At 70.4% G+C, this 25441-nt stretch carries 21 protein-coding genes and 1 pseudogene; 14 read left to right on the forward strand and 8 right to left on the reverse strand.

The window, feature by feature from the left end; all coding sequences use genetic code 11:
- The 11 genes from OG446_RS11710 to OG446_RS11760 all read left to right on the forward strand — a co-directional run bounded on the left by OG446_RS11710 (nucleotide 1) and on the right by OG446_RS11760 (nucleotide 15221).
- Nucleotides 1-903: a carbohydrate ABC transporter permease gene (locus tag OG446_RS11710; RefSeq protein WP_328893970.1), complete on the forward strand. Its 903-nt coding sequence runs from the start codon at nucleotides 1-3 to the stop codon at nucleotides 901-903.
- 3 nt (nucleotides 904-906) lie between these two features.
- Nucleotides 907-2172 carry a 6-phospho-beta-glucosidase gene (locus OG446_RS11715; protein ID WP_328893971.1) on the forward strand — a complete coding sequence of 422 codons (1266 nt, stop codon included), beginning with the start codon at nucleotides 907-909 and terminating at the stop codon, nucleotides 2170-2172.
- Nucleotides 2163-3137: an N-acetylglucosamine kinase gene (locus OG446_RS11720; protein WP_328893972.1), complete on the forward strand. Its 975-nt coding sequence runs from the start codon at nucleotides 2163-2165 to the stop codon at nucleotides 3135-3137. The genes OG446_RS11715 and OG446_RS11720 overlap by 10 nt, the downstream gene beginning before the upstream one ends.
- Before the next feature lie 395 nt (nucleotides 3138-3532).
- Nucleotides 3533-4933, forward strand: a complete 1401-nt coding sequence (locus tag OG446_RS11725; RefSeq protein WP_389259021.1) for a hypothetical protein — start codon at nucleotides 3533-3535, stop codon at nucleotides 4931-4933.
- 11 nt (nucleotides 4934-4944) lie between these two features.
- Nucleotides 4945-6027: a glutamate ABC transporter substrate-binding protein gene (locus OG446_RS11730; protein WP_389259019.1), complete on the forward strand. Its 1083-nt coding sequence runs from the start codon at nucleotides 4945-4947 to the stop codon at nucleotides 6025-6027.
- Between the two features lie 141 nt (nucleotides 6028-6168).
- On the forward strand, nucleotides 6169-7503 hold the full coding sequence (locus tag OG446_RS11735; RefSeq protein ID WP_328893973.1) for a hypothetical protein: 1335 nt from the start codon (nucleotides 6169-6171) through the stop codon (nucleotides 7501-7503).
- Nucleotides 7504-7597: 94 nt separating this feature from the next.
- On the forward strand, nucleotides 7598-10384 hold the full coding sequence (locus OG446_RS11740) for a serine/threonine-protein kinase (protein ID WP_328893974.1): 2787 nt from the start codon (nucleotides 7598-7600) through the stop codon (nucleotides 10382-10384).
- A complete protein-coding gene (locus tag OG446_RS11745; RefSeq protein ID WP_328893975.1) occupies nucleotides 10381-11694 on the forward strand; it encodes a PP2C family serine/threonine-protein phosphatase in 1314 nt (437 codons plus the stop codon). The genes OG446_RS11740 and OG446_RS11745 overlap by 4 nt, the downstream gene beginning before the upstream one ends.
- Before the next feature lie 100 nt (nucleotides 11695-11794).
- Entirely contained in the window at nucleotides 11795-13147 is a 1353-nt protein-coding gene (locus OG446_RS11750) for a vWA domain-containing protein (protein WP_328893976.1), read from the forward strand.
- 106 nt (nucleotides 13148-13253) lie between these two features.
- Complete coding sequence (locus OG446_RS11755; RefSeq protein ID WP_328893977.1) at nucleotides 13254-14582, forward strand: FHA domain-containing protein; 1329 nt, start codon at nucleotides 13254-13256, stop codon at nucleotides 14580-14582.
- A 186-nt stretch (nucleotides 14583-14768) separates the two neighbouring features.
- A complete protein-coding gene (locus OG446_RS11760; protein ID WP_328898275.1) occupies nucleotides 14769-15221 on the forward strand; it encodes a MarR family winged helix-turn-helix transcriptional regulator in 453 nt (150 codons plus the stop codon).
- Between the two features lie 13 nt (nucleotides 15222-15234).
- On the opposite strand, the gene OG446_RS11765 is transcribed toward OG446_RS11760, so the two are convergent.
- Nucleotides 15235-16362, reverse strand: a complete 1128-nt coding sequence (locus tag OG446_RS11765) for an NAD(P)/FAD-dependent oxidoreductase (RefSeq protein ID WP_328893978.1) — start codon at nucleotides 16360-16362, stop codon at nucleotides 15235-15237.
- 179 nt (nucleotides 16363-16541) lie between these two features.
- Here OG446_RS11765 and OG446_RS11770 point away from each other — a divergent pair, with 179 nt between their 5' ends.
- Both OG446_RS11770 and OG446_RS11775 read left to right on the forward strand, forming a co-directional pair.
- Nucleotides 16542-16946, forward strand: coding sequence for a globin (locus OG446_RS11770; protein WP_328893979.1), 405 nt, complete (start codon nucleotides 16542-16544; stop codon nucleotides 16944-16946).
- A gap of 78 nt (nucleotides 16947-17024) precedes the next feature.
- Nucleotides 17025-18074 carry a DUF2804 domain-containing protein gene (locus tag OG446_RS11775; protein WP_328893980.1) on the forward strand — a complete coding sequence of 350 codons (1050 nt, stop codon included), beginning with the start codon at nucleotides 17025-17027 and terminating at the stop codon, nucleotides 18072-18074.
- An 18-nt stretch (nucleotides 18075-18092) separates the two neighbouring features.
- Here OG446_RS11775 and OG446_RS11780 read toward each other — a convergent pair whose 3' ends face one another.
- From OG446_RS11780 to OG446_RS11800, 5 genes and pseudogenes are all read right to left on the reverse strand, one after another.
- On the reverse strand, nucleotides 18093-18776 hold the full coding sequence (locus OG446_RS11780) for a hypothetical protein (protein WP_328893981.1): 684 nt from the start codon (nucleotides 18774-18776) through the stop codon (nucleotides 18093-18095).
- The gene (locus OG446_RS11785; protein WP_326662159.1) at nucleotides 18773-19195 is read right to left on the reverse strand and encodes an acyl-CoA thioesterase; all 423 of its coding nucleotides are present in this window, start codon (nucleotides 19193-19195) and stop codon (nucleotides 18773-18775) included. The genes OG446_RS11780 and OG446_RS11785 overlap by 4 nt, the downstream gene beginning before the upstream one ends.
- 5 nt (nucleotides 19196-19200) lie before the next feature.
- A complete protein-coding gene (gene ettA, locus OG446_RS11790; RefSeq protein WP_326662158.1) occupies nucleotides 19201-20865 on the reverse strand; it encodes an energy-dependent translational throttle protein EttA in 1665 nt (554 codons plus the stop codon).
- A 232-nt stretch (nucleotides 20866-21097) separates the two neighbouring features.
- Nucleotides 21098-21613, reverse strand: a complete 516-nt coding sequence (locus tag OG446_RS11795) for a hypothetical protein (protein ID WP_328893982.1) — start codon at nucleotides 21611-21613, stop codon at nucleotides 21098-21100.
- Between the two features lie 67 nt (nucleotides 21614-21680).
- Nucleotides 21681-21962, reverse strand: a pseudogene (locus OG446_RS11800) (UTRA domain-containing protein); the annotation flags it as partial.
- A gap of 23 nt (nucleotides 21963-21985) precedes the next feature.
- Between OG446_RS11800 and OG446_RS11805 the strand changes: the two are divergent.
- Nucleotides 21986-22438 (forward strand): transposase, encoded by a 453-nt coding sequence (locus tag OG446_RS11805; RefSeq protein WP_328893983.1) that lies wholly within the window; start codon nucleotides 21986-21988, stop codon nucleotides 22436-22438.
- Here the strand turns inward: OG446_RS11805 and OG446_RS11810 are convergent.
- Together OG446_RS11810 and OG446_RS11815 are read right to left on the reverse strand one after the other, a co-directional pair.
- Nucleotides 22433-22852: a hypothetical protein gene (locus tag OG446_RS11810; protein WP_443050087.1), complete on the reverse strand. Its 420-nt coding sequence runs from the start codon at nucleotides 22850-22852 to the stop codon at nucleotides 22433-22435. The genes OG446_RS11805 and OG446_RS11810 overlap by 6 nt on opposite strands.
- Nucleotides 22853-24528: 1676 nt before the next feature.
- The gene (locus OG446_RS11815) at nucleotides 24529-25317 is read right to left on the reverse strand and encodes a class I SAM-dependent methyltransferase (protein WP_328893984.1); all 789 of its coding nucleotides are present in this window, start codon (nucleotides 25315-25317) and stop codon (nucleotides 24529-24531) included.
- Nucleotides 25318-25441: the final 124 nt, after the last annotated feature.

The raw sequence follows: 25441 nt of genomic DNA on the forward strand, positions 1-25441 counted from the left end.
GTGGCGCAGGTACTCGACACCCCGAAGGCCGCCGGCCCGGCGAACGACCCCGTCACCCCGGCCGCGCGGGTCGCACGCCGCAAGGCGCTGCTGCACTGGATCGCCGTGCACTCGCTCGGCGTCGCGGCCGCACTCTTCTTCGTGCTGCCGTTCGTCTTCCTCCTCCTCACCTCGCTGATGAGCGACCAGCAGGCGCTGACCCGCGACCTGTGGCCGCACCCCTTCGAGGGGGGCAACTACAAGGAGGTGTTCGACACTCCGGGCTTTCTGACCTGGTGGAAGAACACCCTGCTGTACGCGGGTCTGGGCACCGTCCTCACGGTCGTGTCCTCGCTGCCCGTGGCGTACGCGCTCGCCAAGTTCCGCTTCCGCGGCCGGCACCTGTCGCTGATGCTCGTCATCTCGATGATGATGCTGCCGCCACAGGTCGTCGTCATTCCGATGTACCTGTTCTGGGCCAAGCAGCTGGACATGTCCGGCACGCTCTGGCCGCTGATCATCCCGATGGCGTTCGGCGACGCGTTCTCCATCTTCCTGCTGCGGCAGTTCCTGCTGACCATCCCGAACGAGTACCTGGACGCGGCGAAGGTCGACGGCTGCGGCGAGTTCCGCACCCTGCTGCGCGTCGTGATCCCGATGGCCAAGCCGGGCATCGCCGCCGTCGCCCTCTTCCAGTTCTTCTACGCCTGGAACGACTACTTCGGCCCCCAGATCTACGCCTCCGAGAACCCGGCGGCCTGGACGCTGAGTTACGGACTGGAGTCCTTCAAGGGCGCACACCACACCGACTGGAACCTGACCATGGCCGCGACCGTTCTGGTCATGGCCCCTGTGATCGTCGTCTTCTTCTTCGCACAGAAGGCATTTGTCGAGGGCGTCACACTGACCGGAGTAAAGGGCTGATTCATGAAGCTCGCAGTAGTGGGTGGCGGGTCCACCTACACACCTGAACTGATCGACGGCTTCGCACGGCTGCGGGACACCCTGCCGGTCGAGGAGCTCGTGCTCGTCGACCCGGACGCCCACCGGCTCGAACTCGTCGGCGGCCTCGCCCGGCGGATCTTCGCCAAGCAGGGCCACCCGGGGCGGATCGTCACCACCTCGGACGTCGACGCGGGCGTCGCCGACGCCGACGCGGTCCTGCTCCAGCTGCGCGTGGGCGGCCAGGCCGCCCGCAACCAGGACGAGACGTGGCCGCTGGAGTGCGGCTGCGTCGGCCAGGAGACCACCGGGGCCGGCGGCCTCGCCAAGGCCCTGCGCACCGTCCCCGTCGTCCTGGACATCGCCGAACGCGTCCGGCGCACCAACCCGGACGCCTGGATCATCGACTTCACCAACCCGGTCGGCATCGTCACCCGGGCGCTGCTCCAGGCCGGTCACAAGGCCGTCGGCCTGTGCAACGTGGCGATCGGCTTCCAGCGCAAGTTCGCCGCGCTGCTCGACGTGACCCCCGGTGAGGTGCACCTCGACCACGTCGGGCTGAACCACCTGAGCTGGGAGCTCGGGGTGCGCCTCGGCGGCCCCGGGGGCGAGAACGTGCTGCCGCGGCTGATCGCCGAGCACGGCGACGCGATCGCGGACGACCTGCACATGCCGCGCGCGATCGTGGACCGGCTCGGCGTGGTCCCCTCGTACTACCTGCGCTACTTCTACGCGCACGACGAGGTCGTGCGGGAGCTCGGCACCAAGCCCTCGCGGGCGGCCGAGGTCGCCGCGATGGAGAAGGAACTCCTCGCCATGTACGGCGACCCGGCGCTGGACGAGAAGCCCGCGCTGCTCGCCAAGCGCGGCGGCGCCTTCTACTCCGAGGCGGCCGTGGACCTGGCGGCCTCGCTGCTCGGCGGCGGCGGCTCCGCTGTGCAGGTGGTCAACACGTACAACAAGGGGACGCTGCCGTTCCTGCCGGACGACGCGGTGATCGAGGTGCAGGCGAGGGTCGACGGGACCGGCGCGACGCCGCTCGCCGTGCCGGAGCTGGACCCGCTGTACGCCGGCCTGATCGCCAACGTGACGGCGTACGAGGACCTGGCACTGGAGGCCGCTCTGCGCGGTGGCCGCGACCGGGTGTTCAAGGCGTTGCTCGCGCACCCGCTGATCGGCCAGTTCGAGTACGCCGAGGCGCTCACCGACAAGCTGATCGCGCACAACCGGGAGCACCTGGCGTGGGCGTGAACGGTTCGGTCCTCGCCATCGACGCGGGGAACAGCAAGACCGATGTGGCACTCATCGGTGAGGACGGCACCGTGCTGTCCACGGCCCGCGGCGGCGGCTTCCAGCCGCCGGTGGTCGGTATCGGCACGGCCGTGGACGTGCTCGGCTCGGCGGTGGAGCGGGTGCTGGACTCCGCCGGTGCGGACGCCGGGTCCGTCGCCCATGTGTCCGCCTGTCTCGCCAACGCCGATCTGCCGGTCGAGGAAGCGCAGTTGGCCGAGGCCCTGCGCGCCCGTGGCTGGGGTCGCACGGTGGAGGTGCGCAACGACACCTTCGCGATCCTGCGGGCCGGGGCCGACGAGCCGCGCGGGGTGGCCGTCGTCTGCGGTGCGGGGATCAACTGTGTCGGCATGGTGCCGGACGGGCGGACCGCGCGCTTCCCCGCGATCGGCCGGATATCCGGTGACTGGGGCGGCGGTTCGGGGCTCTCCGAGGAGGCGATGTGGTTCGCCTCGCGTGCCGAGGACGGCCGCGGCGATCCGACCGAGCTGGCCCGTACGCTTCCCGCACACTTCGGGCTCGGCTCGATGTACGCGCTGATCGAGGCGCTGCATCTGGGCCGGATCGCGGCGGAGCGGCGGCATGAGCTGTCGCCGGTGCTGTTCACGACCGCGGCGGCCGGCGACGCGGTGGCGCGCGGGCTGGTGGACCGGCTGGCCGAGGAGGTCGTGGCGCTGTCCTCGGTCGCGCTGTCCCGGCTCGGCCTGCTCGACGAGGCGGTGCCGGTCGTCCTGGGCGGCAGCGTGCTGGCCGCCCGGCACCCGCAGTTGGATGCCCGGATCGGTGAACTCCTGGCCCTGCGCGCCCCCAAGGCGGTGGTGCGGGTGGTGCAGGAGTCCCCCGTGCTGGGTGCCGGGCTGCTCGGCCTGGACCACACGGGCGCGGCGCCGGAGGTGCACGCCAGGCTCCGGAGGCAGTACGTCTGACGGGACGGACGCGCCGGGTGTCGGAGGCGTCCCGTAGCCTTCGGGTTACGGGGCGTCTTCTTCGCATGGGAACCGATCAGTTGCCCCGGACGTGTTCATGAGTGGGGAGATCGATCCGCACAGGGGATTGCTTCGGGGACTGCTTCGGGGACTGCTCAGGGGATCGCTTCGGGAGTGCTTCGGGGATTGCTCCGTCGATCGTCTTGATCGGCGGCGTCGACCTTGATCGAATGCTGTGTGACCGCGGCTGATCACAGTCGGCTGCTTCGTGGACCGGTGCAGGATCCGTGCGTTCGCCTGTGGACGCCGGTCCCTGCGGCCATACTTCTGGCCGGGTACCAGTCCCCCGATCGGCCGGGGGGCGGGCCACCGTCAGTGACCGAGGGGGAGGTCAAGTGACATACCCGCCGAATGTACGCCCGGCGCCGCACCACGCGCCGGAGCAGCAGCCTGCGCCGGCGGCCGTGCCCGCGCCGCCGCCGCACAGTGTCCGGGCGGTCGTGACGGAGCGGCTGCGTGCCGCGGCGACCACCGAGCCGGGCCGGCTCCAGATCATCGGGGCCGTGCTGGCGCTGCTCGTCGTGGCGTTCGGGGCGGTGACGGCGTTCGAGATCAGCGACCGCGCGGCTGCGGCGAACGACGTGGTGGAACGCAGTCAGCCGCTCAGCGCGGACGCGGCGGGCATCTACCGTTCGCTGGCCGATGCGGACGCGGCGGCCGCGAGCGGCTTCCTGGCCGGACCGCAGGAGCCGCGCGCGGTGCACGACCAGTACGTGAAGGACATCGACGACGCCTCCCGGCTGCTGGTGAAGGCCGCGGCCAACACGGACGCGTCGACGAAGTCCGGCCACGAGATCACCACGCTCAACAAGGAGCTGCCGCGCTACACCGGGCTGATCGAGCGCGCCCGTGCCAACAACCGGCAGGGCCTGCCGCTGGGCGGCGCCTATCTCCGCTACGCCAACCAGAAGATGGCGAACGAGCTGCTGCCGGCCGCCGAGCGGCTGTACACCGCGGAGACGGACCGGCTCGACCAGGACTACCACTCCGCACGGACGTGGCCGTTCTTCTCCCTGGGCATCGGCGTCATCGCGCTGGCCGTGCTGTTCTGGGCCCAGCGGCGCAACTACCGCAGGACGAACCGGGTGTTCAACCACGGCCTGCTCGCGGCGACCGCGGCGGCGACCGTGGTCCTGCTGTGGCTGGCGGTGGGGCACTCGGTGGCCCGTTCCGATCTGGCCGAGGCCAACACGCATGGCCAGCAGTCCCTGGACGTGCTCAACCGGGCGCGCATCGACTCGCTGAAGGCGCGCTCCAGTGAGAACCTCACGGTGGTCGCCCGTGGTGCGGTGCTCACCGCGGACGGCAAGAAGGACAAGTACGAGACGGACTACGGCACGGGCATGAAGGCACTCGGACAAGAGCTGAGCAAGGCCGCGAAGTTCGCCGAGGACACGGACGACACCGAGGGCGGCAAGCCCGTGGCCGACGCCATGGCGGCGGTCACCGAGTGGCAGAGCCGCCACCGGACCGCCCGCAAGACCGATGACAGCGGCGACTACGACACCGCGCTGGAGCAGATCATCGGGGCCGAGAACTCGACGGGTGAGTCCTTCAGCCGGGTGGACGAAGCGCTGCGGAAGGCGCTCGCGCACGAGCAGAGCGACTTCACCCGGGCCGCCGAGGACGGGCGCGGGGCCCTGGGCGGGCTGCCGATCGGCGCAGCGGCCCTGGCCGTGCTGGGCGCGGTGGCGGCGATCGTCGGCGTCAACCGCAGGCTCTCGGAGTTCCGGTGACAGGGGGAGCGATGACAGCGAAGGACCCGAGGACGGGCCCGGGGACGGCCCGCGGGGGCCGTCCGCACCGGCTGCGCGGCTGGGGCGGGGTGACCGCCATGGCAGCGGCCTGCGCGGTGACGGCATCGCTGACCCTGCTGCCGCTCTCCCACAGCGGCAAGGACGCCTTCGACGAGCCGGGCAGAGGATCGGGGACGGCCCACGCCGTCCAGGCCCGGGCCGACGACTGCACGGACCCGGAGGCCAGCCTGCTGCCCGGCCGGGCGGAGGGCGACGCGATCAAGCGGATCAAGGACCGCGGCAAGCTGATCGCCGGCGTCGACCAGAACAGCTTCCAGTGGGGCTTCCGCAACCCGGAGTCCGGGAATCTCGAAGGCTTCGACATCGATCTGGTGCGGGCCATCGCCAAGGACATCCTCGGCAGCCCGGACAAGGTGATCTTCCGGGCGATCCCCACCAACCAGCGGATCGCCGCCCTGCAGAACGACAAGGTCGACGTCGTCGTCCGGACGATGACGATCAACTGTGCCCGGCTGGACCAGGTGTCGTTCTCCACGGCCTACTTCCAGGCCGGTCAGCAGGTCCTCGCGCCGAAGGAGGACCCGAAGGGGGATCCGGAGAAGGGCAAGCCGATCACCGGCTTCAACTCCTCGCTGGCCGGAAAGCGGGTCTGCACCGCCGAGGGCTCCACCGCGTACGAGGCGCTGGAGAAGGAGTCGTTCGGCTCCGTGTTCAAGGACGAGCACGACGGCAGCGCGGCCGACGAGGACAAGCTCACGGTCCCCAACCAGCTGGACTGCCTGGTGCGGCTCCAGATGGGCGAGGTCGACGCGATCGTCACGGACAACGCCCTCGCGGCCGGCCAGGCCGCCCAGGACCCCGCCGTGGAGCTCAAGGGCGCCCCCTTCACCACCGAGTACTACGGCGTGGCCACGAAGAAGGGCGCCGACGACCTGGTGTCCCGGGTCAACAAGGTGCTGGTCGACTACCGCGCCGGTGGTACGGAAAGCCTGTGGATGCAGTCGTACCGGAACTGGCTGAGGAACGGTCTGCCCGGGATAACGGCGCCGCCGGCGCCCAAGTACCGGAACTAGGCAGTGGCCGCGGCGGGACGAGACTTCACGGACACGACCTGGATCCGGTTCCCGGCCGACGAGCAACTGACGACCGGCCGGCGGTCGACAGCACTGATCCTGCCGGGCCTCCGCCCGGCAGGAAGAGCGGAGAGGTGATCGATGGGCGTCGCGGGCCCCTTCCCCAGCTACGCGGCCCGGCCTCCCGGCCCGGTCATGGACCGGGACGAGGCCGACCGAGCGCTGGCCCGGCTCGGTGCGGAGCACGAGGCGATCGAGACCTCGCTCCTCGCCCTTCAGGACCACGCCGGGCGCCGGCTGCTGGAAGGCGCCGACCTCACCGGTGTCACCAAGGAGCGCTGGAGCGCCACCGAACAGTCGATCACGCTGCTGTGGAGCTACTTCGACGCCTATGCGGGCGCCCTGAACAGGGCGCGCGAGGTGCGGGCCCGGCGCCGTCAGCCCAACCGCGAGGACCTGGTGGCGCTCACCGAGCTGCTGCGCGGCCAGGGGGTCACGGTGGCGCACGCCGCCGCCGGCCACGATCCCTCGATCACCGGCCCGGCCCGGCTCTCGGAGCGCTTCACGCTGGAGGACCTGGTCCACCGGATGAACGGGCTGTACGCGCGCTCGCTCGACATGGTCGTCGCCTCCGACTCCGTCTGGTCGGCGATGCCCGCCCGGATAGATCTGCTCGCCGCCGAGCTGCGCCGCACCCACTCGCTGGCGCACTCGGTCGGCGTCCGGCCCGGGGAGCACCCGGCGGGCGACGACCTGGAGTCGATCGTCCAGGAGTTGGCCACGCTGCGGGCGCAGGTGATCTCGGACCCGCTGGCGTTCTGGCTGCCGGGGCCCGGCAGTTCGGCGCCGGGCGGCGGACGCCCGGACACGACGCGCTACGACCGGGCGGCCCGGGCGCTGGACGAGGTGCGCCGGGAGGTCGAGGCGGTGCTCGCGGTCCGGCAGGACGCCGAGCAGCGCCTCGTCCAGCTGCGCGACGTCCTGTCCCGCGCCGACCGCACCCTGGCCGAGGCCCGGGCGGCGCGCGGTGAGGTCCTGGCGAAGATCGCCGCCTCCGAGGTGCCCGCGGTCAACGGCCCGCCGACGGCGCTCCAGGAGCGGCTGGCCGCCGCGTCGGAGTACCGCAGACACGCCCAGTGGCACCGGCTCTCACCGCTGCTGGAGTCCCTGGAGCAGCAGGCCGAGGAGGAGTTGCTGCGGGCCCGGGAGCAGCTGACGGCGGTCACGGCACCGCTGGCCGTGCGAGCGGAGCTGCGTGGGCGGCTCGACGCGTACAAGGCGAAGGTGGCCCGGCACGGGCTGGCGGAGGATCCGGTCCTCATCGAGCGGTACGACGCGGCGCGGCGGATGCTGTGGAGCGCTCCGTGCGATCTAAGGGTCGCCGCGCTGACGGTGCAGCGCTATCAGGACGCGGCGCTGGACATGCTGGCCGGGCGCGGGCCGTCCGGCCCCGAGGACCGGCGGGGGCACCCATGACAGGCGCGGGGACTTCGGGGCACAGGGTGTGCGGGACGGGTAGTGACGGAGCGTCGTGGCCGCCGCGGCGGCGGGGCGGACAGGGGGAATGACCATGAGTACGCAGTGCCAGCGCCCCGCGTGCGAGGGCAGTTACGAGGACATGGGCGGCGGTGAGCTGTACTGCGACACCTGCGGTCTGGCGCCGGTCGTGTCGCCGAACGGGATGGTGAGCTCGCCGCCCACCGGGATCGCGGCCGGCGGACGGGGCAGCCGGGGCAGCAACAGCTCTTCGGCCCGCAGCAGTTCGCAGGCCTCGTCGAGGGCTTCCTCGCGGTCCTCCTCGCGCTCGTCGACCTCGCGCCGTTCGGTTTCGGGGCGGCTCTCGCGCGCGCTGTCCGGGAGCGCCACCTCGCGTTCGGTCTCGGTGCGTTCCTCGGCCAGGTCGACCGGTTCCTCGGGCCGCAACCGGCTGGGGGCCGGGCTGGTGCTCGTACCGGATGTGCCGCGTCCCGATCCGCGCACCGCGGTGATGGAGAACCCCGAGGTGCCGGAGCGCAAGCGGTTCTGCTCGCGTTCGGACTGCGGGGCGCCGGTGGGGCGGGCCAGGGGCGAACGGCCGGGGCGTACGGAGGGGTTCTGCACCAAGTGCGGCCACCCGTACTCCTTCGTGCCCAAGCTCCAGGGCGGCGACATCGTCCACGGCCAGTACGAGGTCGCGGGCTGTCTGGCGCACGGCGGGCTCGGCTGGGTCTACCTCGCCGTGGACCGCGCGGTCTCGGACCGCTGGGTGGTGCTCAAGGGCCTGCTCGACACCGGTGACCAGGACGCCATGGCGGCGGCCATCTCGGAGCGCCGGTTCCTCGCCGAGATCGAGCACTCCAACATCGTCCGGATCTACAACTTCGTCGAGCACCTCGACCAGCGGACCGGTTCGCTCGACGGCTACATCGTCATGGAGTACGTCGGCGGCAAGGCGCTCAAGGAGATCGCCAACGAGCGCCGCACCCCGGCCGGGAAGCGGGATCCGCTGCCGGTCGAGCAGGCGTGCGCGTTCGGCATCGAGGCCCTGGAGGCGCTGGGCCACCTGCACAGCCGCAACCTGCTCTACTGCGACTTCAAGGTCGACAACGCGATCCAGACCGAGGACCAGCTGAAGCTGATCGACATGGGCGCGGTGCGCAGGATGGACGACGAGGAGTCGGCCATCTACGGCACGGTGGGGTACCAGGCGCCGGAGGTCGCGGAGGCGGGCCCTTCGGTGGCCTCCGACCTGTACACGGTCGCGCGGACGCTCGCGGTGCTCACCTTCGACTTCCAGGGGTACACGAACGTCTTCGTGGACTCGCTGCCGGACCCGGACAACATCGAGGTGTTCCGCACCTACGAGTCGTTCTACCGGTTGCTGGTGCGGGCCACCGACCCCGATCCGGCGCGGCGGTTCGCCTCCGCAGCGGAGATGGCGGAGCAGCTGACGGGTGTGCTGCGCGAGGTGGTGTCGCTGCAGACGGGGCGGCCGCGTCCGGCGCTGTCCACGCTGTTCGGTGCGGAGCTGCGGGTCACCGACACGGAGCTCTTCACGATCCGCACCGGTGATGTCTCGCGGCTGGGGGCCAGGGCGCCGGAGCCCGGCCGGGCCGGGCTCTTCGGACGGCGGAAGGCCGGCCGGGCGCCGCTGGCGCCGCCCGTGGCCCCGCCGGCCGCGGTGGCGCCGCCCGGCGGTGTGCCGGGCGCCCTGCCCGCCGGCCCGCCTGCCGGGTTCGCCGCGGGAGCCGGACCGCTGCCGTCCACCACCACGCATGTCCGCGGCGGAGCTCCGGGCGGCCAGGGAGGCGGCGCCCCGCTCCCGTACGCGCAGAACCAGGCGGTCATTCCGGCTCCCCGGGTACCGCTCGCGGATCCGGCGGCCGTTCCGGGTCCCTACAGCACGAACGGCCCCCGGCTGGCCGGGCTCGACGTGCGCGCGACCTCGCTCGCCCTGCCGGTGCCCAGGGTCGACGCGAGCGACCCCAACGCGGGTTTCCTCGCCGGGGTGATGGCCTCGGCACCCGCCGAACTGATCGCCGCACTCCAGGCCGTACCGGCCGCCTCGCTGGAGACCCGGCTGCGTGAGCTGCGGGCCGCCCTGGAGATGAACGACCTCGCCGGTGCGACGGAGACCCTGAACGCGCTGGAGGCGAAGCACCCGGACGACTGGCGGGTGGTCTGGTACCGCGGGCTCACCTCCCTGGTGTCCGGCGACAAGGAGAACGCGGCCCTGTCCTTCGACGCGGTCTACGACGCGTTCCCCGGCGAGCCGGCTCCGAAGCTGGCCCTCGGCATCTGCGCGGAGGTCCTGGGCCAGTTGGACAACGCCGCCGAGTACTACCGGCTGGTGTGGATGACCGACCCGAGCTTCGTGAGCGCGGCGTTCGGCCTGGCCCGGGTGCAGATCGCGGCCGGGGACCGGGGCGGGGCCGTCCGGACCCTGGAGTCGGTGCCGGAGGCGTCGATCCACTTCACGGCGGCCCGGGTCGCCGCGGTACGGGCCCGGCTGCGCGAACGGGCCCCGGACGACCCGCTGATCAACGATCTGATGGCCGCGTCGGCGCAGGTCTCGGGGCTGGCCGGGCTCGGTCTGGACGCGGTGCGCCGCGAGCAGTTGTCGACCGAGGTGCTGGGGACGGCGCTCGACTGGGTACTCTCCGGTAGTCCCACGGCTCGGTCCTCGGACCCGCAGTCGGCCCCGCACGCCGGGGCACAGGGGCCGAGGACGCTGCTCGGCAGTGAGTTGGACGAGCGCGGCCTGCGTTTCGGGCTTGAGCGGTCGTACCGGATGCTCGCCCGGCTGGCGGAGCCCGGTGACGAGAGGATCGAACTGGTGGAGCGGGCCAACCGTTTCCGCCCCCGAACGTGGGTGTGAACATGTCGCAGAAGCCACAGGAGACTGCCTTGTCGAGGTGTCCGGGCTGCGAGGAGCCGCTGGAGCCGGGGGACCTGTTCTGCGGTGCGTGCGGGTACGACCTGTCGGCCGTGCCCGAGCCGCCGCAGGACCGCCCGACGATCGCCATCGCCACCCCTGCCGGGGAGCCCTCGCCGGACGTCGGCTCCGGACCGGCCCCGGAGGCGGTGGAGCCCGCCCCGTGGCAGGCGCCCGGTTCCGCGCCGGCTGCGGAGCGTTCGGTGCCACCGGGGACCCGTGTCGACGGGCCCGGCGCGTCGGGCGACTTCGAGCTGGCCGCGCCCGCGCCCGCGGGGGCGGCGCCGGATCCCCGTACCTCCCCCGACCCGGCTCTGACCCCGTCGGCCGGCACCAAGGTGTGTGTGGCCTGCCGGGCGGGCCGGGTGGACAACGACGGCTACTGCGAGAACTGCGGCCACGCCCAGCCGCGCGAGCGCGACCACATGGAGCAGGAGCTCGAATCGGTCGCCGCGGTCAGCGACCGCGGGCTGCGTCATCACCGCAACGAGGACGCGTTCGCCGTGTCGACCACCGCGTTGCCGGACGGCTCGCCGGCCGTCGTCGCGATCGTGTGCGACGGGGTGTCGTCGGCCAGCCGGCCCGACGAGGCCTCGGCCGCCGCCGCGCACGCCGCCAACGAGGCGCTGCTGGAGTCGCTGCCGCGCGGCACGCATCCGCAGCAGGCGATGCACGAGGCGATCGTCGCCGCCGCCGAGTCGGTCAACCGGCTGGCGCAGGACCCCGGTCAGGCGCAGGAGCACGATCCGCACCGCCATCAGAACGCCCCGGCCTGCACCCTCGTCGGCGCGATCATGGCGAGCGGGCTGCTGGTCATCGGCTGGGTCGGCGACAGCCGCGTGTACTGGGTGCCCGAGGACCGCTCCACCGCACCTGCCCGGCTCACCGAGGACGACTCCTGGGCCTCGCAGATGGTCGCGGCCGGCCTGATGAACGAGGCGGAGGCGTACGCCGACGAGCGCGCCCACGCCATCACGGGCTGGCTCGGCGCTGACGCCTACGAACTGGAGCCGCACACCGCGTCGTTCAAACCGGACCGGCCGGGACTCGTGGTGGTCTGCACGGACGGCTTGTGGAACTACGCGGAGTCCGCGGCCCAAATGGCCGCCGCCGTGCCCGAGGACGCGTACGAACGGCCGCTGCACGGGGCCCAGGTGCTGGTGGGCCACGCCCTCGACGGCGGGGGCCACGACAACGTAACAGTGGCCCTGCTGCCGTTCGCCGTACCACCGCAAGGGGCAGGATCCGCCTGAAGCAGCGGGTGAGTCCCGCTCCGTCCGCCCCTGCACCTCCGATGCCGTTGTCCGCACATCTGTCTTCATCTGACATGTGGAGCCTCAAGGAGCCGATCAGATGGCCAACTTCTCCAAGTCGAACGTGCCGCAGTTCTCCGTCGAGGTGTATCAGAACGAATATCTGCCCGAGGGCGGCCGTGAGGTCAACGGCATCATCACGGTCACCTCGACCGGGGGCGGCACCACCGGTGGCGTTCCGCTGACGGGTTCGACGAGCCCGCGCCTGCCCGGCGGGGCCACCGACGCGGCGGTGGTGATCATGGTGGACTGCTCGGGTTCGATGGACTACCCGCCGACGAAGATGCGCAACGCCCGCGACGCGACGGCGGCGGCCGTCGACACGCTGCGCGACGGCACGTCCTTCGCCGTGGTGGCCGGGACCCACGTCGCCAAGGACGTGTACCCGGGCAACGGGCGGCTCGCGGTCGCGGACGCACAGACGAAGGCCCAGGCGAAGGAGGCCCTGCGCCGGCTCAGCGCGGGCGGCGGTACGGCGATCGGGACCTGGCTGCGGCTGGCGGACCGGCTGCTCGGCGCCGCCGATGTGGAGATCCGGCACGGGATCCTGCTGACGGACGGGCGCAACGAGCACGAGGCGCCGGAGGACCTGCGGGCCGCGCTCGACGCGTGCGCCGGCCGGTTCACGTGCGACGCCCGCGGTGTCGGGACCGACTGGGAAGTGAAAGAGGTCACAGCGATCGCCTCGGCGCTGCTCGGCACGGCCGACATCGTCGCCGACCCGGCCGGGCTGGCCGCGGACTTCACGCAGATGATGGAGAACGCGATGGGCAAGGAGGTCGCGGACGTGGCGCTGCGGCTCTGGACCCCGGTCGGTGTGCAGATCAAGTTCGTGAAGCAGGTCGCGCCGACGGTGGCCGAGCTGACCGACCGCAGGACCGAGGCCGGTCCGCGCGCGGGCGACTACCCCACCGGTTCCTGGGGCGACGAGTCCCGCGACTACCACGTGTGCGTGCAGGTTCCGGAGGCCGGCATCGGGCAGGAGATGCTGGCGGCACGCGTCTCGCTGATCCTTCCCGACCCGGCCGGCGGGGCGCCCCGGACGCTCTCGCAGGGGCTGGTACGGGCGGTGTGGACGGACGACATGGTGGCGTCGACCTCGATCAATCCGCAGGTCGCGCACTACACGGGTCAGGCGGAACTGGCACAAGTCATCCAGCAGGGTCTCGATGCGCGCAAGTCGGGAGACTTCGACGGCGCGACGGCCAAACTGGGCCGTGCGGTGCAGTTGGCATCGGCGTCCGGGAACGAGGACACTGCGAAACTGCTTTCGAAGGTGGTAGACGTCGTCGACGCGGCGACCGGTACTGTGCGACTGAAGGCGAAGGTCGCGGAAGCGGACGAGATGACACTCGAAACGCGCTCCACGAAGACAGTTCGCGTCAAGAAATAGTCATATATCCGCACTGATGAGCCGCCCGACCGGTCAGGTCCGCCGGGCGGCGACGCAAGAAGAATGACGGCCCACGGGCCGGACGAGGAGAGGGGGAAGCGCCGACATGCCGACCTGCCCGAACGGACACCAGTCGGGTTCCGAGGACTGGTGCGAGGTCTGCGGCCACCGCATGGCCGGGGCGGGCGCGCCTGCGGGCGCCGTTCCCCCGCCGCCTCCCCCGCCACCCGCGCCCGGCTACGGATATCCGCAGGGTCCCGGCCCCGATGCGACCCAGCATGCCGAGCTCTGCCCCCAGTGCCGCACCCCGCGCGAGGCCATGGCCCCGTTCTGCGAGGAGTGCCGCTGGAACTTCCTCACGAACACCGCCACGTCGTACACGCCGCTGGCTCCGCAGCACGGCGCTCCGGCCGGCCCGGTCCCCGGGCTCAACCTGCCGCCCGGCTTCCAGGCCCAGCAGCCGCCCGGCCCTCCGCAGCCGCGTGAGCCCCGCGATCCGTTCGAGTACCAGAGCTCGCGCCCCTCGCAGATGAACCGGTCGGCCGAGCCGCTCTCCTCGGGTCCGGGCCGGCCCGGCCCTCCGGGACCGGGTCAGCAGCCCCCTCACCCGTTCCAGCAGCAGGGACAGCCGCAGGGGCAGCAGCAGGGCGGTCCGCCGCCTCCGCCGCCGTTCCAGCAGCAGGGACAGCAGGGCGGCCCGCAGGGGTTCCCCCAGGGCCAGCAGCACGCCCAGCAGCAGAACTCTCCGCAGGGTTCGCCCCCGCCGCCGTTCCAGCAGCAGCAGAGCGCGCCGCCGGCCTTCCAGCAGACGGCTCCCCCGGTCTTCGAGCAGCCCGGACCGCCGGCCCCGCCGCAGCCGCAGGCACCGCAGACCGGCGGTGACGACTGGCTGCTGTCCCCGCCCTCGCAGGCCCAGGGCCCGCAGTCGCCGATGCAGCAGCCGCCGTACCCGGGGCAGAACCAGGGACCGGGCCAGGGCCAGAACCCCGGCCACGGACCGGGCCAGGATCAGGGTCAGGCCCCGCTGTCCATGAACTGGACCGCGGTCATCGCGCCCGACCGTGAGTACTTCCTGGCGATGATGCAGCGCAGCGGCCCCGAGGCCACCGGGCTCAACCTCCCGGCGTACTCCCCGGAGCAGCAGCTGCCGCTCACCGGCAACCAGATCACCATCGGCCGCCGCCGGCACAGCACGGGCGAGTCCCCGGACATCGACCTGTCCGTGCCCCCGGAGGACCCGGGCGTCTCGCACCAGCACGCGGTGCTGGTGCAGCAGCCCGACAGCAGCTGGGCCGTCGTCGACCAGAACTCGACGAACGGCACGACGCTGAACGGCGCCGAGGACCCGATCCAGCCCTACGTCCCCGTACCGCTCCAGGACGGCGACCAGGTGCACGTCGGGGCGTGGACGACGATCACGATCCGCCGGGACTGACCGCTCGGACGCGCACGCGGCCGGCGAAGGGGTGACCGCCCCGTCGCCGGCCGCTGTGCTGTCCGCTCCGGCCGTCGCTCTCGGGGGCGCACATAATTCGCACCACGAATGTCAGGCATCCCGACGAGGTCCCACCCGCGCTGTCTGCCGTATTCTGGGGGAATGCGAAAGGCCGAGCACGGACAGATGGGAATCGTCACCGCATTGGTGCGCTCCTCGTTCCTGGTGAATGCCGTGTACGCCGATTCCGGCCGCCAACACGGAATCACCGCACAGCAGGGCCAGCTGCTGTGCGTCCTGATGGTGCAGCCGTACGGGATGAGCGAGCTCGGCGCGATGCTGGGGCTGGCGAAGTCCAGCCTCACCGGCCTGGTGGACCGCAGCGTCCAGCGCGGCCTGGTGCGCCGCGAACCCGATCCCGAGGACGGCCGCGCGGTCCGGGTCGCCCTGACCCCGGCGGGCGAGGCACTGGCCGACGCGTTCTACGACGAGACCTGCCGACGGGTGGACACCCTGTCGGCAGGCCTCGACGAGGCGGACCGCGAGCAACTCGCGACGCTGCTCGGCCGGCTGGTGCTGAGCAACAAGGTGCCGGTGGTCTTCATGGAGTCGGACGAGAGCACCCCGCCCGCGCCCTGAGCGCACGGCCGCCCTATCCGCGCGTCACCCCGAACAGTTCGGCGAACCGGCCGGTGAACAGGTCCGCACCCTTGTACTCGCTGACCGCCGCCGCCGGCAGAATGACCGGCCCGTCGGGTGACGGCACCTGGCCCACCCCGCCGTTGGGGCCGAGCGGAAGCAGGGCCGAAGGCACGGGGGTCGGCCGGTAGGTGGCCGTGGGCCGCTTGCCGCGCACCTGGGCGAGGACGTTCTCCGCGACCACCTCGGCATGCTTCATCGCATGGCCGGCCATCTTGGCCTCGGCCACGTCCGTGATGTCCCCGAGTGCGTAGATGTGGTCGTGGCCCTCGACGTTGAGCGCCTCGGTGACCCGGACCCGGCCCTGCGGGGTGCGGACGGCGACCCGGCCGTCGGCGAGGTAGTCACCGTTGGTGCGCCCGCCGTAGCAGCGGAACCAGATGTCGGCGGAGATCTCGCCGCCGTCGGCCGTGGCCACGGTGAAGGACTTGCCCCGGCCCGGTTCGACCGGCGGCTGCTCCGCCAGGGCGGTGTCCAGCCGCAGCTCCACACCGAGCGCGTCCAGCTGGCGGTGCAACTCCTGGCGGAACTCCGGCAGGAAGCCCGGCACCAGTTGACCGGCGGGGTCGGTGACGGTGACGTGCTTGTCCGGCCAGACCGCCTTGATCTCACCGGACAGCTCCAGCCCGACCGGACCGGCCCCCGCGATCAGGACCCGCTCGGCAGCCGCGAGTTCGGCGTGCGCCTCGCGGATGCGCTCCAGCGCCTCGCCGGAGACATCGGTGTCCATCTTGGCCGGGAACGGGTAGTCCGAGCCGGTGGCGAGAACCAGGTAGGCGGCCTCTATGCGCTCCCCGGAGGCCAGAGTGACCCCGCCCGGATCCACCGCGGCGGCATGCTCGCGGCGGACGGTGCCGCGCCGCAGCAGGGTGTCGTAGGGGAAGAAGATGTTGCCCGCCCAGTCGGGCCGGACGAGCGCGCGGAGCGACCCCGCCGCATGCACGAACGCGTCCTTGGGATCGATGAGGACGACGTCGGCCTCCTCGTCCAGCGCCTTCGCGACCGCCGCCCCGCCGTATCCCCCGCCGATGACCACCACCGTACGATTTACGTTCTCGCCCTGCACGCTTTCGTTCGCCATTTTCCCCACTCCCGATGACGGCATTTGTCGTTCGTAACACGAACCATAGTAGTTCGCGTAACGAACTTCGACGAGTGGATTCGACGAAAATCGGCCACCGGGACAGCCCTTGGGGGCGATTGGCGTGATCGATGCCCCGGGACCCCCGCCCCCGCCGACGCGTCTGCGACCATGGACGGGTGACTGAGAATCCGCGCGACACGCTGCAGGAGCTGACCTTCTACGAGGCGGTCGGCGGCGAGGACACCTTCCGGCGCCTGGTCCACCGCTTCTACCAGGGCGTGGCCGAGGACCCGCTGCTGCGGCCGATGTACCCGGAGGAGGACCTGGGTCCGGCCGAGGAGCGGTTCACGCTCTTCCTGATGCAGTACTGGGGCGGTCCCCGCACCTACAGCGAGGAGCGCGGGCACCCCCGGCTGCGGATGCGGCACGCGCCGTTCCGGGTGGACCGCGCCGCGCACGACGCCTGGCTGAGCCATATGCGGGTGGCGCTGGACGAGCTCGGGCTGGCCCCGGAGCACGAGCGCCAACTGTGGGACTACCTCACGTACGCGGCCGCCTCGATGGTGAACACCGAGGGCTGACCCGCGGTCGAGGGCGACCGGAAATCGCTGCTCCACCTCGCCGGTCCGGCCTGCCGGACCCCCTACTAGGATCCGCGCATGACGACGTCCGAACGCGAGATCACCGAGCCGGTCGACCTCTGCCTGCCCGACGGCAGCCTGAACCCGGCTGCCGTCGGCTGGTCCCGGACGCCTCTTCATCGCGCCAACCTGCGCGGCTGGGGCCGTACGAAGCGGTGGGAGTACTGGTGCGTGACGACGCCCACCCACCTGGTGGCGCTGACCGTCAGCGACCTCGACTTCCTCGCCCTGAACACCGTCTACCTGCTCGAATACGCACCGGGCGGGCTGGAGCTGGAGCGTACGGCGATCATCCCCGGCGGCTTCGGTGTCGAGCTCCCCGACACCGTCGCGGGCGCCCCGGGATCCCGGGACGTGGTGGTGGGACCCGAGCGGCCGTCCAGCGGCAAGGTGCGGGTCGAGATCCGCGACGAGAACGCCGGCACCCGGCTGAGGGCCCGCTGCCTGACCCCGGACCGGCTTCCGCTGGAGGTCGACCTCCTGGTCGCCCGGCCTCCGGAGCACGAGTCGCTCTCCGTCGTCGTGCCGTGGAGCGAACGCCGCTTCCAGTACACCTCCAAGCACACCGCCCTCCCCGCGTCGGGCCGGGTCCGGATCGGCACCGAGTACCTGGAGTTCGACGGGGACGACACCTGGGCCGTCCTGGACCACGGCCGCGGCCGCTGGCCGCGCACGGTCGACTGGAACTGGGGAGCCGCGTCCGGACGCACCGGCGGCCACACGGTGGGCCTGCAGTTCGGCGGACGCTGGACGGCGGGCACGGGCTCCACCGAGAACGGGCTCTGCGTGGACGGCCGGCTCACCAAGATCGGTGAGGAGCTGGACTGGCAGTGGTCACCGGCGGACCACCTCGCCCCCTGGACCATCCGTACGCCGTCGTCCGGCCAGGTGGACCTGACCTTCACCCCGTTCCACAACCGGTCGACGCGCACGGAGACCGGCCTGATCGACAACCGCACCGACCAGTGCTTCGGCTACTACGACGGTCGCGTCCGCACCGACGACGGCGCCGAGATCACGGTGGAACGCCTGCTGGGCTGGGCCGAGGACGTCCACATGCGCTGGTGACGCGCCTTGTTGCGGGTCCTACCCGCCCACGGAGACGGCGAGCGTCCCCAGGCCCCCCGCCGCGCCCGCCCGCCGCAGGGCGATGGACCCGTAAGGGGTACGCAGCCGCAGCCAGGCGCCCGTCGCCAGCAGGGCCACCGGAAAGTCCGGGGCCGTACGCAGGAAGCCGAGTGACTGTGCCGCGTGCACGGCGCGCAGCGGAAGCTCCGTACCGCCGACGGTCCGCGACCAGATGTCCCGCCCGATCAGGTCCCGCTCCGCCCGTGTGCGCCGTTCCTCGGGCAGTGCCCCGTCCCGCGTACGGAACTCGGCGACCGCCTCGCTCACCGCCGCCCCGAGAGCTACGGGACCGGGCAGCCCCGGCCGCTCCTGCCAGCCGCCTCGCGGAGGCAGCACACCGGTCCAGGGCGGCCCCGTCACCGGTGACGGCAGGGCTCCGGAGCGGCTCGACTCCTCCAGCGATTCGAGGAGTTCTCCGGCGGACACGGTCACGTCGAACCGGTGGGTGTCCGCCAGCCGCACCGCCCGGATCGCCAGGACCTCGAACGACGGCGGCCGGCCGAACACGGCCAGCGCGCCGCCGCCCGCCTGCAGCCGTACGGCCGCGGCACGGTCGTAGTGGAGCAGCCGGCCGAGGAAGGCCGCGAGATCCGCGGCCTCCCTCGTATCGGCGAACTGCAACGACTGCGCGGACACCGTCATGCCGCCGCGGGCTCCTCGGCCAGGTACTCCTGGAGGAAGAGCTTCTCCTCCGCGGAGATCCGCCGGGGCCGCTCCTCGGCCAGGTTGTACGGGACGACGATGGTCGACGCCCGTACGTACACCTGCTCCGGGTCCTTGATCTCGTACGCGATCGTGAGCGAGGCGGCGCCTATCTTCGTGACCCACGACTCGACGGTCACCGGCGCGTGCCGGTGGACCAGCGGGCGCACGTAGTCGATCTCGTGCCGGGCCACGACGGAGCCGCCGGCGAAGGACGGCGAGCCGTCCCCCGGCGCCAGCCGGAACATGAAGTCGATGCGCGCCTCCTCCAGGTAGCGGAGGAAGACCACGTTGTTGACGTGCCCGAAGGCATCCATGTCCGACCAGCGCAGCGGGCAGCTGTAGATGTGACGAGCCAAGACGATCAGCCTCGCGTGAGCTTCTTGTACGTGGCACGGTGCGGGCGGGCCGCGTCGGCACCCAGACGCTCGACCTTGTTCTTCTCGTACGACTCGAAGTTGCCCTCGAACCAGTACCACTTGGACTCGCCCTCGTACGCCAGGATGTGCGTGGCGACGCGGTCCAGGAACCAGCGGTCGTGGGAGATGACCACGGCCGCACCGGGGAACTCCAGCAGCGCGTTCTCGAGCGAGGACAGGGTCTCGACGTCGAGGTCGTTGGTGGGCTCGTCGAGGAGCAGCAGGTTGCCGCCCTCCTTGAGCGTCAGCGCCAGGTTGAGGCGGTTGCGCTCACCACCGGAGAGCACACCGGCCGGCTTCTGCTGGTCCGGACCCTTGAAGCCGAAGGCGCTGACGTACGCGCGCGAGGGCATCTCGACCTGGCCGACATTGATGTAGTCCAGCTCGTCCGAGACGACCGCCCACAGCGTCTTCTTCGGGTCGATGTTGGCGCGGCTCTGGTCGACGTAACTGATCTTGACCGTGTCGCCGACCTTGATGGAACCGGTGTCCGGCGCCTCCAGGCCCTGGATCATCTTGAACAGCGTGGTCTTGCCCGCACCGTTCGGACCGATGATGCCGACGATGCCGTTGCGCGGCAGCGTGAACGACAGGTCGTCGATGAGGACCTTGTCGCCGAAGGCCTTCGAGAGGTTCTCGACCTCGACGACGATGGAACCGAGCCGCGGGCCCGGCGGAATCTGGATCTCCTCGAAGTCCAGCTTCCGCATCTTGTCCGCCTCGGCCGCCATCTCCTCGTACCGGGCGAGACGGGCCTTGGACTTGGTCTGGCGCCCCTTGGCGTTCGACCGCACCCACTCCAGCTCTTCCTTCAGCCGCTTCTGCCGCTTCTCGTCCTTGCGGCCCTCGACCTTGAGGCGGGTGGCCTTCTTCTCCAGGTACGTGGAGTAGTTGCCCTCGTACGGGATGGCGCGGCCGCGGTCGAGCTCGAGGATCCACTCGGCGACGTTGTTCAGGAAGTACCGGTCGTGGGTGACGGCGACCACGGCGCCCGCGTACTTCGAGAGGTGCTGCTCCAGCCAGTTCACCGACTCGGCGTCGAGGTGGTTGGTGGGCTCGTCGAGCAGCAGCAGGTCGGGCGCCTCGATGAGGAGCTTGCAGAGCGCGACGCGGCGCTTCTCACCACCGGAGAGGTTCGTGACGGGCCAGTCACCGGGCGGGCAGCCCAGCGCGTCCATGGCCTGCTCCAGCTGAGCGTCCAGGTCCCACGCGTTGGCGTGGTCCAGGTCCTCCTGGAGCTTGCCCATCTCGTCCATGAGCGCGTCGGAGTAGTCGGTCGCCATGAGCTCGGCGACCTCGTTGAAGCGCTTGAGCTTGCCCATGATCTCGGCGGCGCCGTCCTGGACGTTCTCCAGCACGGTCTTCGACTCGTCGAGGTGGGGCTCCTGCATGAGGATGCCCACGCTGAACCCGGGCGACAGGAAGGCATCACCGTTGGACGGCTGCTCCAGGCCCGCCATGATCTTCAGCACCGTGGACTTACCGGCACCGTTGGGACCCACCACACCGATCTTCGCGCCGGGCAGGAAGCTCAGCGTCACGTCGTCAAGGATGACCTTGTCGCCGTGCGCCTTGCGTGTCTTGCGCATCGTGTAGATGTACTCAGCCAAGAGAAACCGTCCGGCAATCGATGAGTGGGCAGATACACCCCATCTTGCCTGACGGCTACCTCTTGACGGAAACCCGTATCGGTGGGTGGGCCTGACCTGGGGCTTCCGGCCGAGCCCCGGTAGCTGGACTGTCACTGTCGGTCGCTGATTGTCGGCCTTGGGCGGCGTCGCACGGCCCACAGACGGCCCAGGGCTGCCGGAGACGTCGCAGCGGAATCACGCGCGAGTCGCCTTACGAGGGCTCGTTCCATACGTGCACGACCGCGACGCCTTCCAGCGGGAGACGGTCGCGGTAGTACTCCGATTCGAGCCACTCCTCGATCACGAAGAGCGGCCGCGACAAGAGCACGTCGCCGACCCGCTGAGCCCGCAGAAGCAACCCGAGATCAGCCAAGGCAAGGGAGTCATCGGGCGTGTAGAGCAAGCAGTTTCCATGCTCTGAGGCGTGGTCCAGGAGGAATTGGTGCGCCTGCCCGGGATCACGGCCGGCCAACGCCCAACCTGCGAGGAAGGCTTGAGGGCCTACGACCGCGTCCAATGACACGCACGCGAGCCCGCCCTCGTCGTCGTAAAAGACCTTCACCCCGTCGGCGAAGTTCTCCTGTGAGTACGGTCCGCCAACCTGCTCCTGCGAGGCGAGGGCCTGGAGCGCGACGGCGACGTCGGCCGGACTCATCCCGAACCGCAAGGGCCCCACACCGGCCGCGGACATCCACTCCCAGCGCTCCCGCTCACTGTGTGCCGTCATGATTCCCGCTCTCCTTCGGACAACTCACAGCAACCCCCCGGCTCGCTCGGACCATGAAGCCCGCTTCCTAGTGACGATTGACCGGGATTTCGTAAACGATCTCGCACAGGGCGGCAGGCACGACGATGTCAGCCGTCTCTACCGGCCGCCCCTGGTCGCTGTAGTACGTCCGCCTGATGTGGGTCACGAGAGCGGCCTTCTGGATGCCGAGGAGAGACGCCTCCTCCGCAGTCGCCTGCCGAGGCTCCGGCTGCTCGACGGCATAGCTCACCGTGACGCCGATCGCAGCCATGCGGTTCACGACCCCAGTCCCGGCGTGCGGCCCTCCCTCGGGAAGGACGACGAGCGTGGCGAACTCGACTGGTCGCGCGCGTGCGTGGATGGCTCCCACATTCGCGCGAAAAAGGGGGGCCCGACACCGGTCCGTCGCCGGTCGACCGGCGGAAGACGGGCAGCAAGCACCACTTGATCTGCGACGGACGCCGCACCCCACTCAAGGTCATTACCACCGCGGCGAACGTCAACGACGTCACCCAGACCCTCGCCCTGGTCGACGGCATCCCACCTGTCGCGGGCCGCCCCGGCCGACGACCAGAAGCCCTCCTCGGCGATAAGGGCTACGACTCGAACCCCAACCGTGGCGAGCTGCGTCACCGCCGGATCCTGCCCGTCATCTCCCGCAAGGGATCACCGAACATCAAGGGCCTGGGCGAGCTCCGATACGTCGTCGAGCAGACCTTCGCCCTTCTCCATCACTTCAAACGACTCGCCGTCCGCTGGGAACGCCGCACCGAACTCCACGACGCCTTCGTCTTTTGGTTATAGCTCCCACCACTCACCCAGATGGCCAGCCGCCCGTGTCTGGGCGAAGTCGTGCACCAGGTCCCACGCCCGATCAACATCCAGGACAAAGTCGCCCGTGAACGCGGCGAGGCCGTCCATGATCGGGACTTCAACCTCGGCACCCGAGGGCACGGTGCCGTCTCCTACGAGCAGAGACATCCGCTCGGTGTCACTCATCAGATGGACGACAGCGTGATCACCCCGAAAAGCCAGGGTCAGCACCGGGAACACCGTGTTCGGCGACCGAACCTCGAGGTACCCCTCACCACGAGAACGCAGGTCGTTGAAGCGGTCTGACAGGTCCTTCACCTCTGAACGTCTTTCAACCGGATGGAACAGTCCCGACTCCGGCGAAGTCGTCGCCCACACCACGCTCATCCAGTCGCTCTTCCTCACACAGGTCCTCACCCAGGATCCGGGGCCACGCTCCACCACGACACGACTACTGGGATTGATCCGCATGATCGTGTTACGAGTTCTAAGGGTGGGAGCAAGTGCGGTGTAGGCGAGTGCCGGGCGCGACCATGGTGGGCACGGGCGGGGGACAGCTCCGATGGCCTTTGTGCGTCGGCGTTGTCACGCCGTTAGACCCTGAGCCCGTCCACGTTCAGCGTCGCGGCCAGGCGCTTAAAAAATGAGGGCGCGCCCCGGCGACCTGGCTCAGCGTGTTCGTTGCGCTTCCACGACGAACTGCCGGCTGTCGTCGTCCGCGCTCGTTGCCGTCAGCTATGCCGTCGACACAGGACGGTGGCCCCGGCTGCTGCACTTCCGTGCTGGGCATAACCATCTGGAACTCCCAGGAGTGCCTCAGGAGAAGCCCGTTGCTCCCTCTCAGCAGAAATGACCCACGCGGTGCCGACTGGCTCTGGCATGCTTGCCTGTTCGCCGCACGGCGGGCCTTGTCCCCAACATGTTCCTGTCCTGGGAGGTCTCCGATGCCCGCTGCTCACGAGCCCCTGCGCTGTGCCGCCGCCAACCTCGTCACCGCGGTACTTGCCGCGCTGGCCGAGAAGGGAGCCGGTCCGCGCTTCGTCCTTCGGCGGGACTACCGCTCCTGGAAGCGCTCCCAACAGGAGGTCTTTCTGGGCCACGAGCACGAACTGTGGCAGCATCCCGTCGAGTTCTCGTCCAGAGACTGGTGGTGCAGCATCCCTGAGTACCAGGCCCTGCGTGCGGTCGTTTCGGACCATGAAGTGGTCCGCACCCGGCTGGATACCTTGGTCGGGTTCCCTTCCAGCCTCGTCCGCCGCCAACTCGACACTGTCGTGGTTCAGTACCTGCTGACTCCCGTGGTGGAGGCGACCCGCACCTACCGCTTCGATCGCGCCCCCTTCGAAGCCGCTTACGCCGCTTTTGAGACCGGGCTCCTTGTCAGGACCGTGCGCCTGGTCGAGTACGTACCTCTCCTCGGGTTCGACATGTCTCCGTCTCTGGCGGGTACCTCTCTTCCGGGCGGGCTGACCGTACGACCGATGAGCGATGTGGAGCTTTCCGAGGCCGTGCGAGTGATGGGCATCCCCATCGGCCAGTTCACCAGTACAAATTCCTTCATCCTCTCGCGGTTCCATCAAAACGCCCTAGTCCTAGAACGCGGATTTCCCGTGCATACAGGGAGCGACCAGCACCCAGACGCCGCAACACCCTCACCTTTCGACGATGCCGCCCGCCACATGATCACCGCCCTGCGCGTCGTTTGCGGCGGCTCGGTCACATATGGCCGGCCAATGCGCCTGCAGAATCAGGAGGACTTCGACGCCCACCGCTACGCCTCCGCCATTCTCACCGAGGTCCATCATCCTGTGGAGGACCGTCCCACACTCCTAGTTGACCGGGCCAAGGTGGAGGATCTGCACGAGGTATACGCGCTCCTGAACGACCCCCGCATTCTGGGCATGCGTTTCCTGCAAAACGCCCTGCGCCGCCTAGTGAGCTGTTTCCAACCTCAGCTTGAGCAGGTCAGATACAGGGTGAGGACCGCACCCGCAGCAGCCGCTTCGAGCGCTGAACACTTCGCGAAGTGCCGCAGGCGGTCGCGAGCCGGCAGGTCGGCACCGACAACGACGAAAGGCGGATCAGCGCGCCAGCTCGGACGTGCCTCGCGCCTGGTCGCGGCCGGCGACCACCAGGTATCCGTCGCTCTCGGGGTCGAAGGTGGTGGACTGCACCGTGAGCCCGACACTCCGCAACTGCGCCACGAGGTCCTCGTACCGGTAGGGCCAGATGGACAACCGCTCCGAGCAGGCTCGCACTGCCCCATCCGGCTCGATCTGGGCGATTACGATCTCGAGGAAGTGTTCCTGCTCCCAGCGCTGCTCGATCTGCCAGTAGTAGCTGACGACCGCATCGCGGTCGTTGCGGCGGATGAGTCGATCACGGACGTCTACCCGTGAGCCGGCGGCGCGCACGAGCTCCCAGTTGCGTGAGTGGAGCACAAGGCGTCCGCCCGGATTCAGCAGTCGCGACATCGCTTCCAGTGCGGTCAGGCGCCCGGCTGCGCCCTCGGCGTGCCCGAGCGAGTTGCCGACGCAGAACACCAGATCGAACGTGGAGTCCTCCAGGTGTTCGGGCAGCTCGTCCCAGCTCGCGCGGAGGGTTCGAAGCGAGACACCCTGCTCGTCGGCGGCCTTCTCGGTCCGGCGAACCATCCCAGTGCTGGCATCTGCGGCGACCACGTCCAGGCCAAGACTCGCCAGGCCGACGGCGAGCTGGCCAGTTCCACATGCGCAGTCGAGGACACGCGCGTTGGGCGGCGCAGAGCCCACGACATCGCTGCAGTAAACCGCGGCTGCCTTGGCGGGGGTCAACCTGTCGTCCCCGATCAGCCACTCGTATACGTCGGAAAGCGCCCCATAACCAGCCACCGCGAAACCTCCATCACTCGACGACACGCGGGCGAGACCGCGCTGCGACTCGGATCTTGCGCCTCGCACTGTGCCGGGCCGTGTCAGCGAAGCATTGAGCAGGACCCAACCACCTCGGGCCGCT

The organism is Streptomyces sp. NBC_00236 (assembly GCF_036195045.1).
GTDB lineage: Bacteria > Actinomycetota > Actinomycetes > Streptomycetales > Streptomycetaceae > Streptomyces.

Excerpts from the sequence above, each read along its gene's own strand:
- OG446_RS11765 (WP_328893978.1), bottom strand. The coding sequence starts at position 16,362 with ATGGCGAACGAAAGCGTGCAGGGCGAGAACGTAAATCGTACGGTGGTG.
- OG446_RS11755 (WP_328893977.1), top strand. The coding sequence starts at position 13,254 with ATGCCGACCTGCCCGAACGGACACCAGTCGGGTTCCGAGGACTGGTGC.
- OG446_RS11750 (WP_328893976.1), top strand. The coding sequence starts at position 11,795 with ATGGCCAACTTCTCCAAGTCGAACGTGCCGCAGTTCTCCGTCGAGGTG.
- OG446_RS11775 (WP_328893980.1), top strand. The coding sequence starts at position 17,025 with ATGACGACGTCCGAACGCGAGATCACCGAGCCGGTCGACCTCTGCCTG.
- OG446_RS11735 (WP_328893973.1), top strand. The coding sequence starts at position 6,169 with ATGGGCGTCGCGGGCCCCTTCCCCAGCTACGCGGCCCGGCCTCCCGGC.
- OG446_RS11740 (WP_328893974.1), top strand. The coding sequence starts at position 7,598 with ATGAGTACGCAGTGCCAGCGCCCCGCGTGCGAGGGCAGTTACGAGGAC.
- OG446_RS11795 (WP_328893982.1), bottom strand. The coding sequence starts at position 21,613 with ATGACGGCACACAGTGAGCGGGAGCGCTGGGAGTGGATGTCCGCGGCC.
- OG446_RS11780 (WP_328893981.1), bottom strand. The coding sequence starts at position 18,776 with ATGACGGTGTCCGCGCAGTCGTTGCAGTTCGCCGATACGAGGGAGGCC.
- OG446_RS11715 (WP_328893971.1), top strand. The coding sequence starts at position 907 with ATGAAGCTCGCAGTAGTGGGTGGCGGGTCCACCTACACACCTGAACTG.
- OG446_RS11730 (WP_389259019.1), top strand. The coding sequence starts at position 4,945 with ATGACAGCGAAGGACCCGAGGACGGGCCCGGGGACGGCCCGCGGGGGC.
- OG446_RS11760 (WP_328898275.1), top strand. The coding sequence starts at position 14,769 with ATGGGAATCGTCACCGCATTGGTGCGCTCCTCGTTCCTGGTGAATGCC.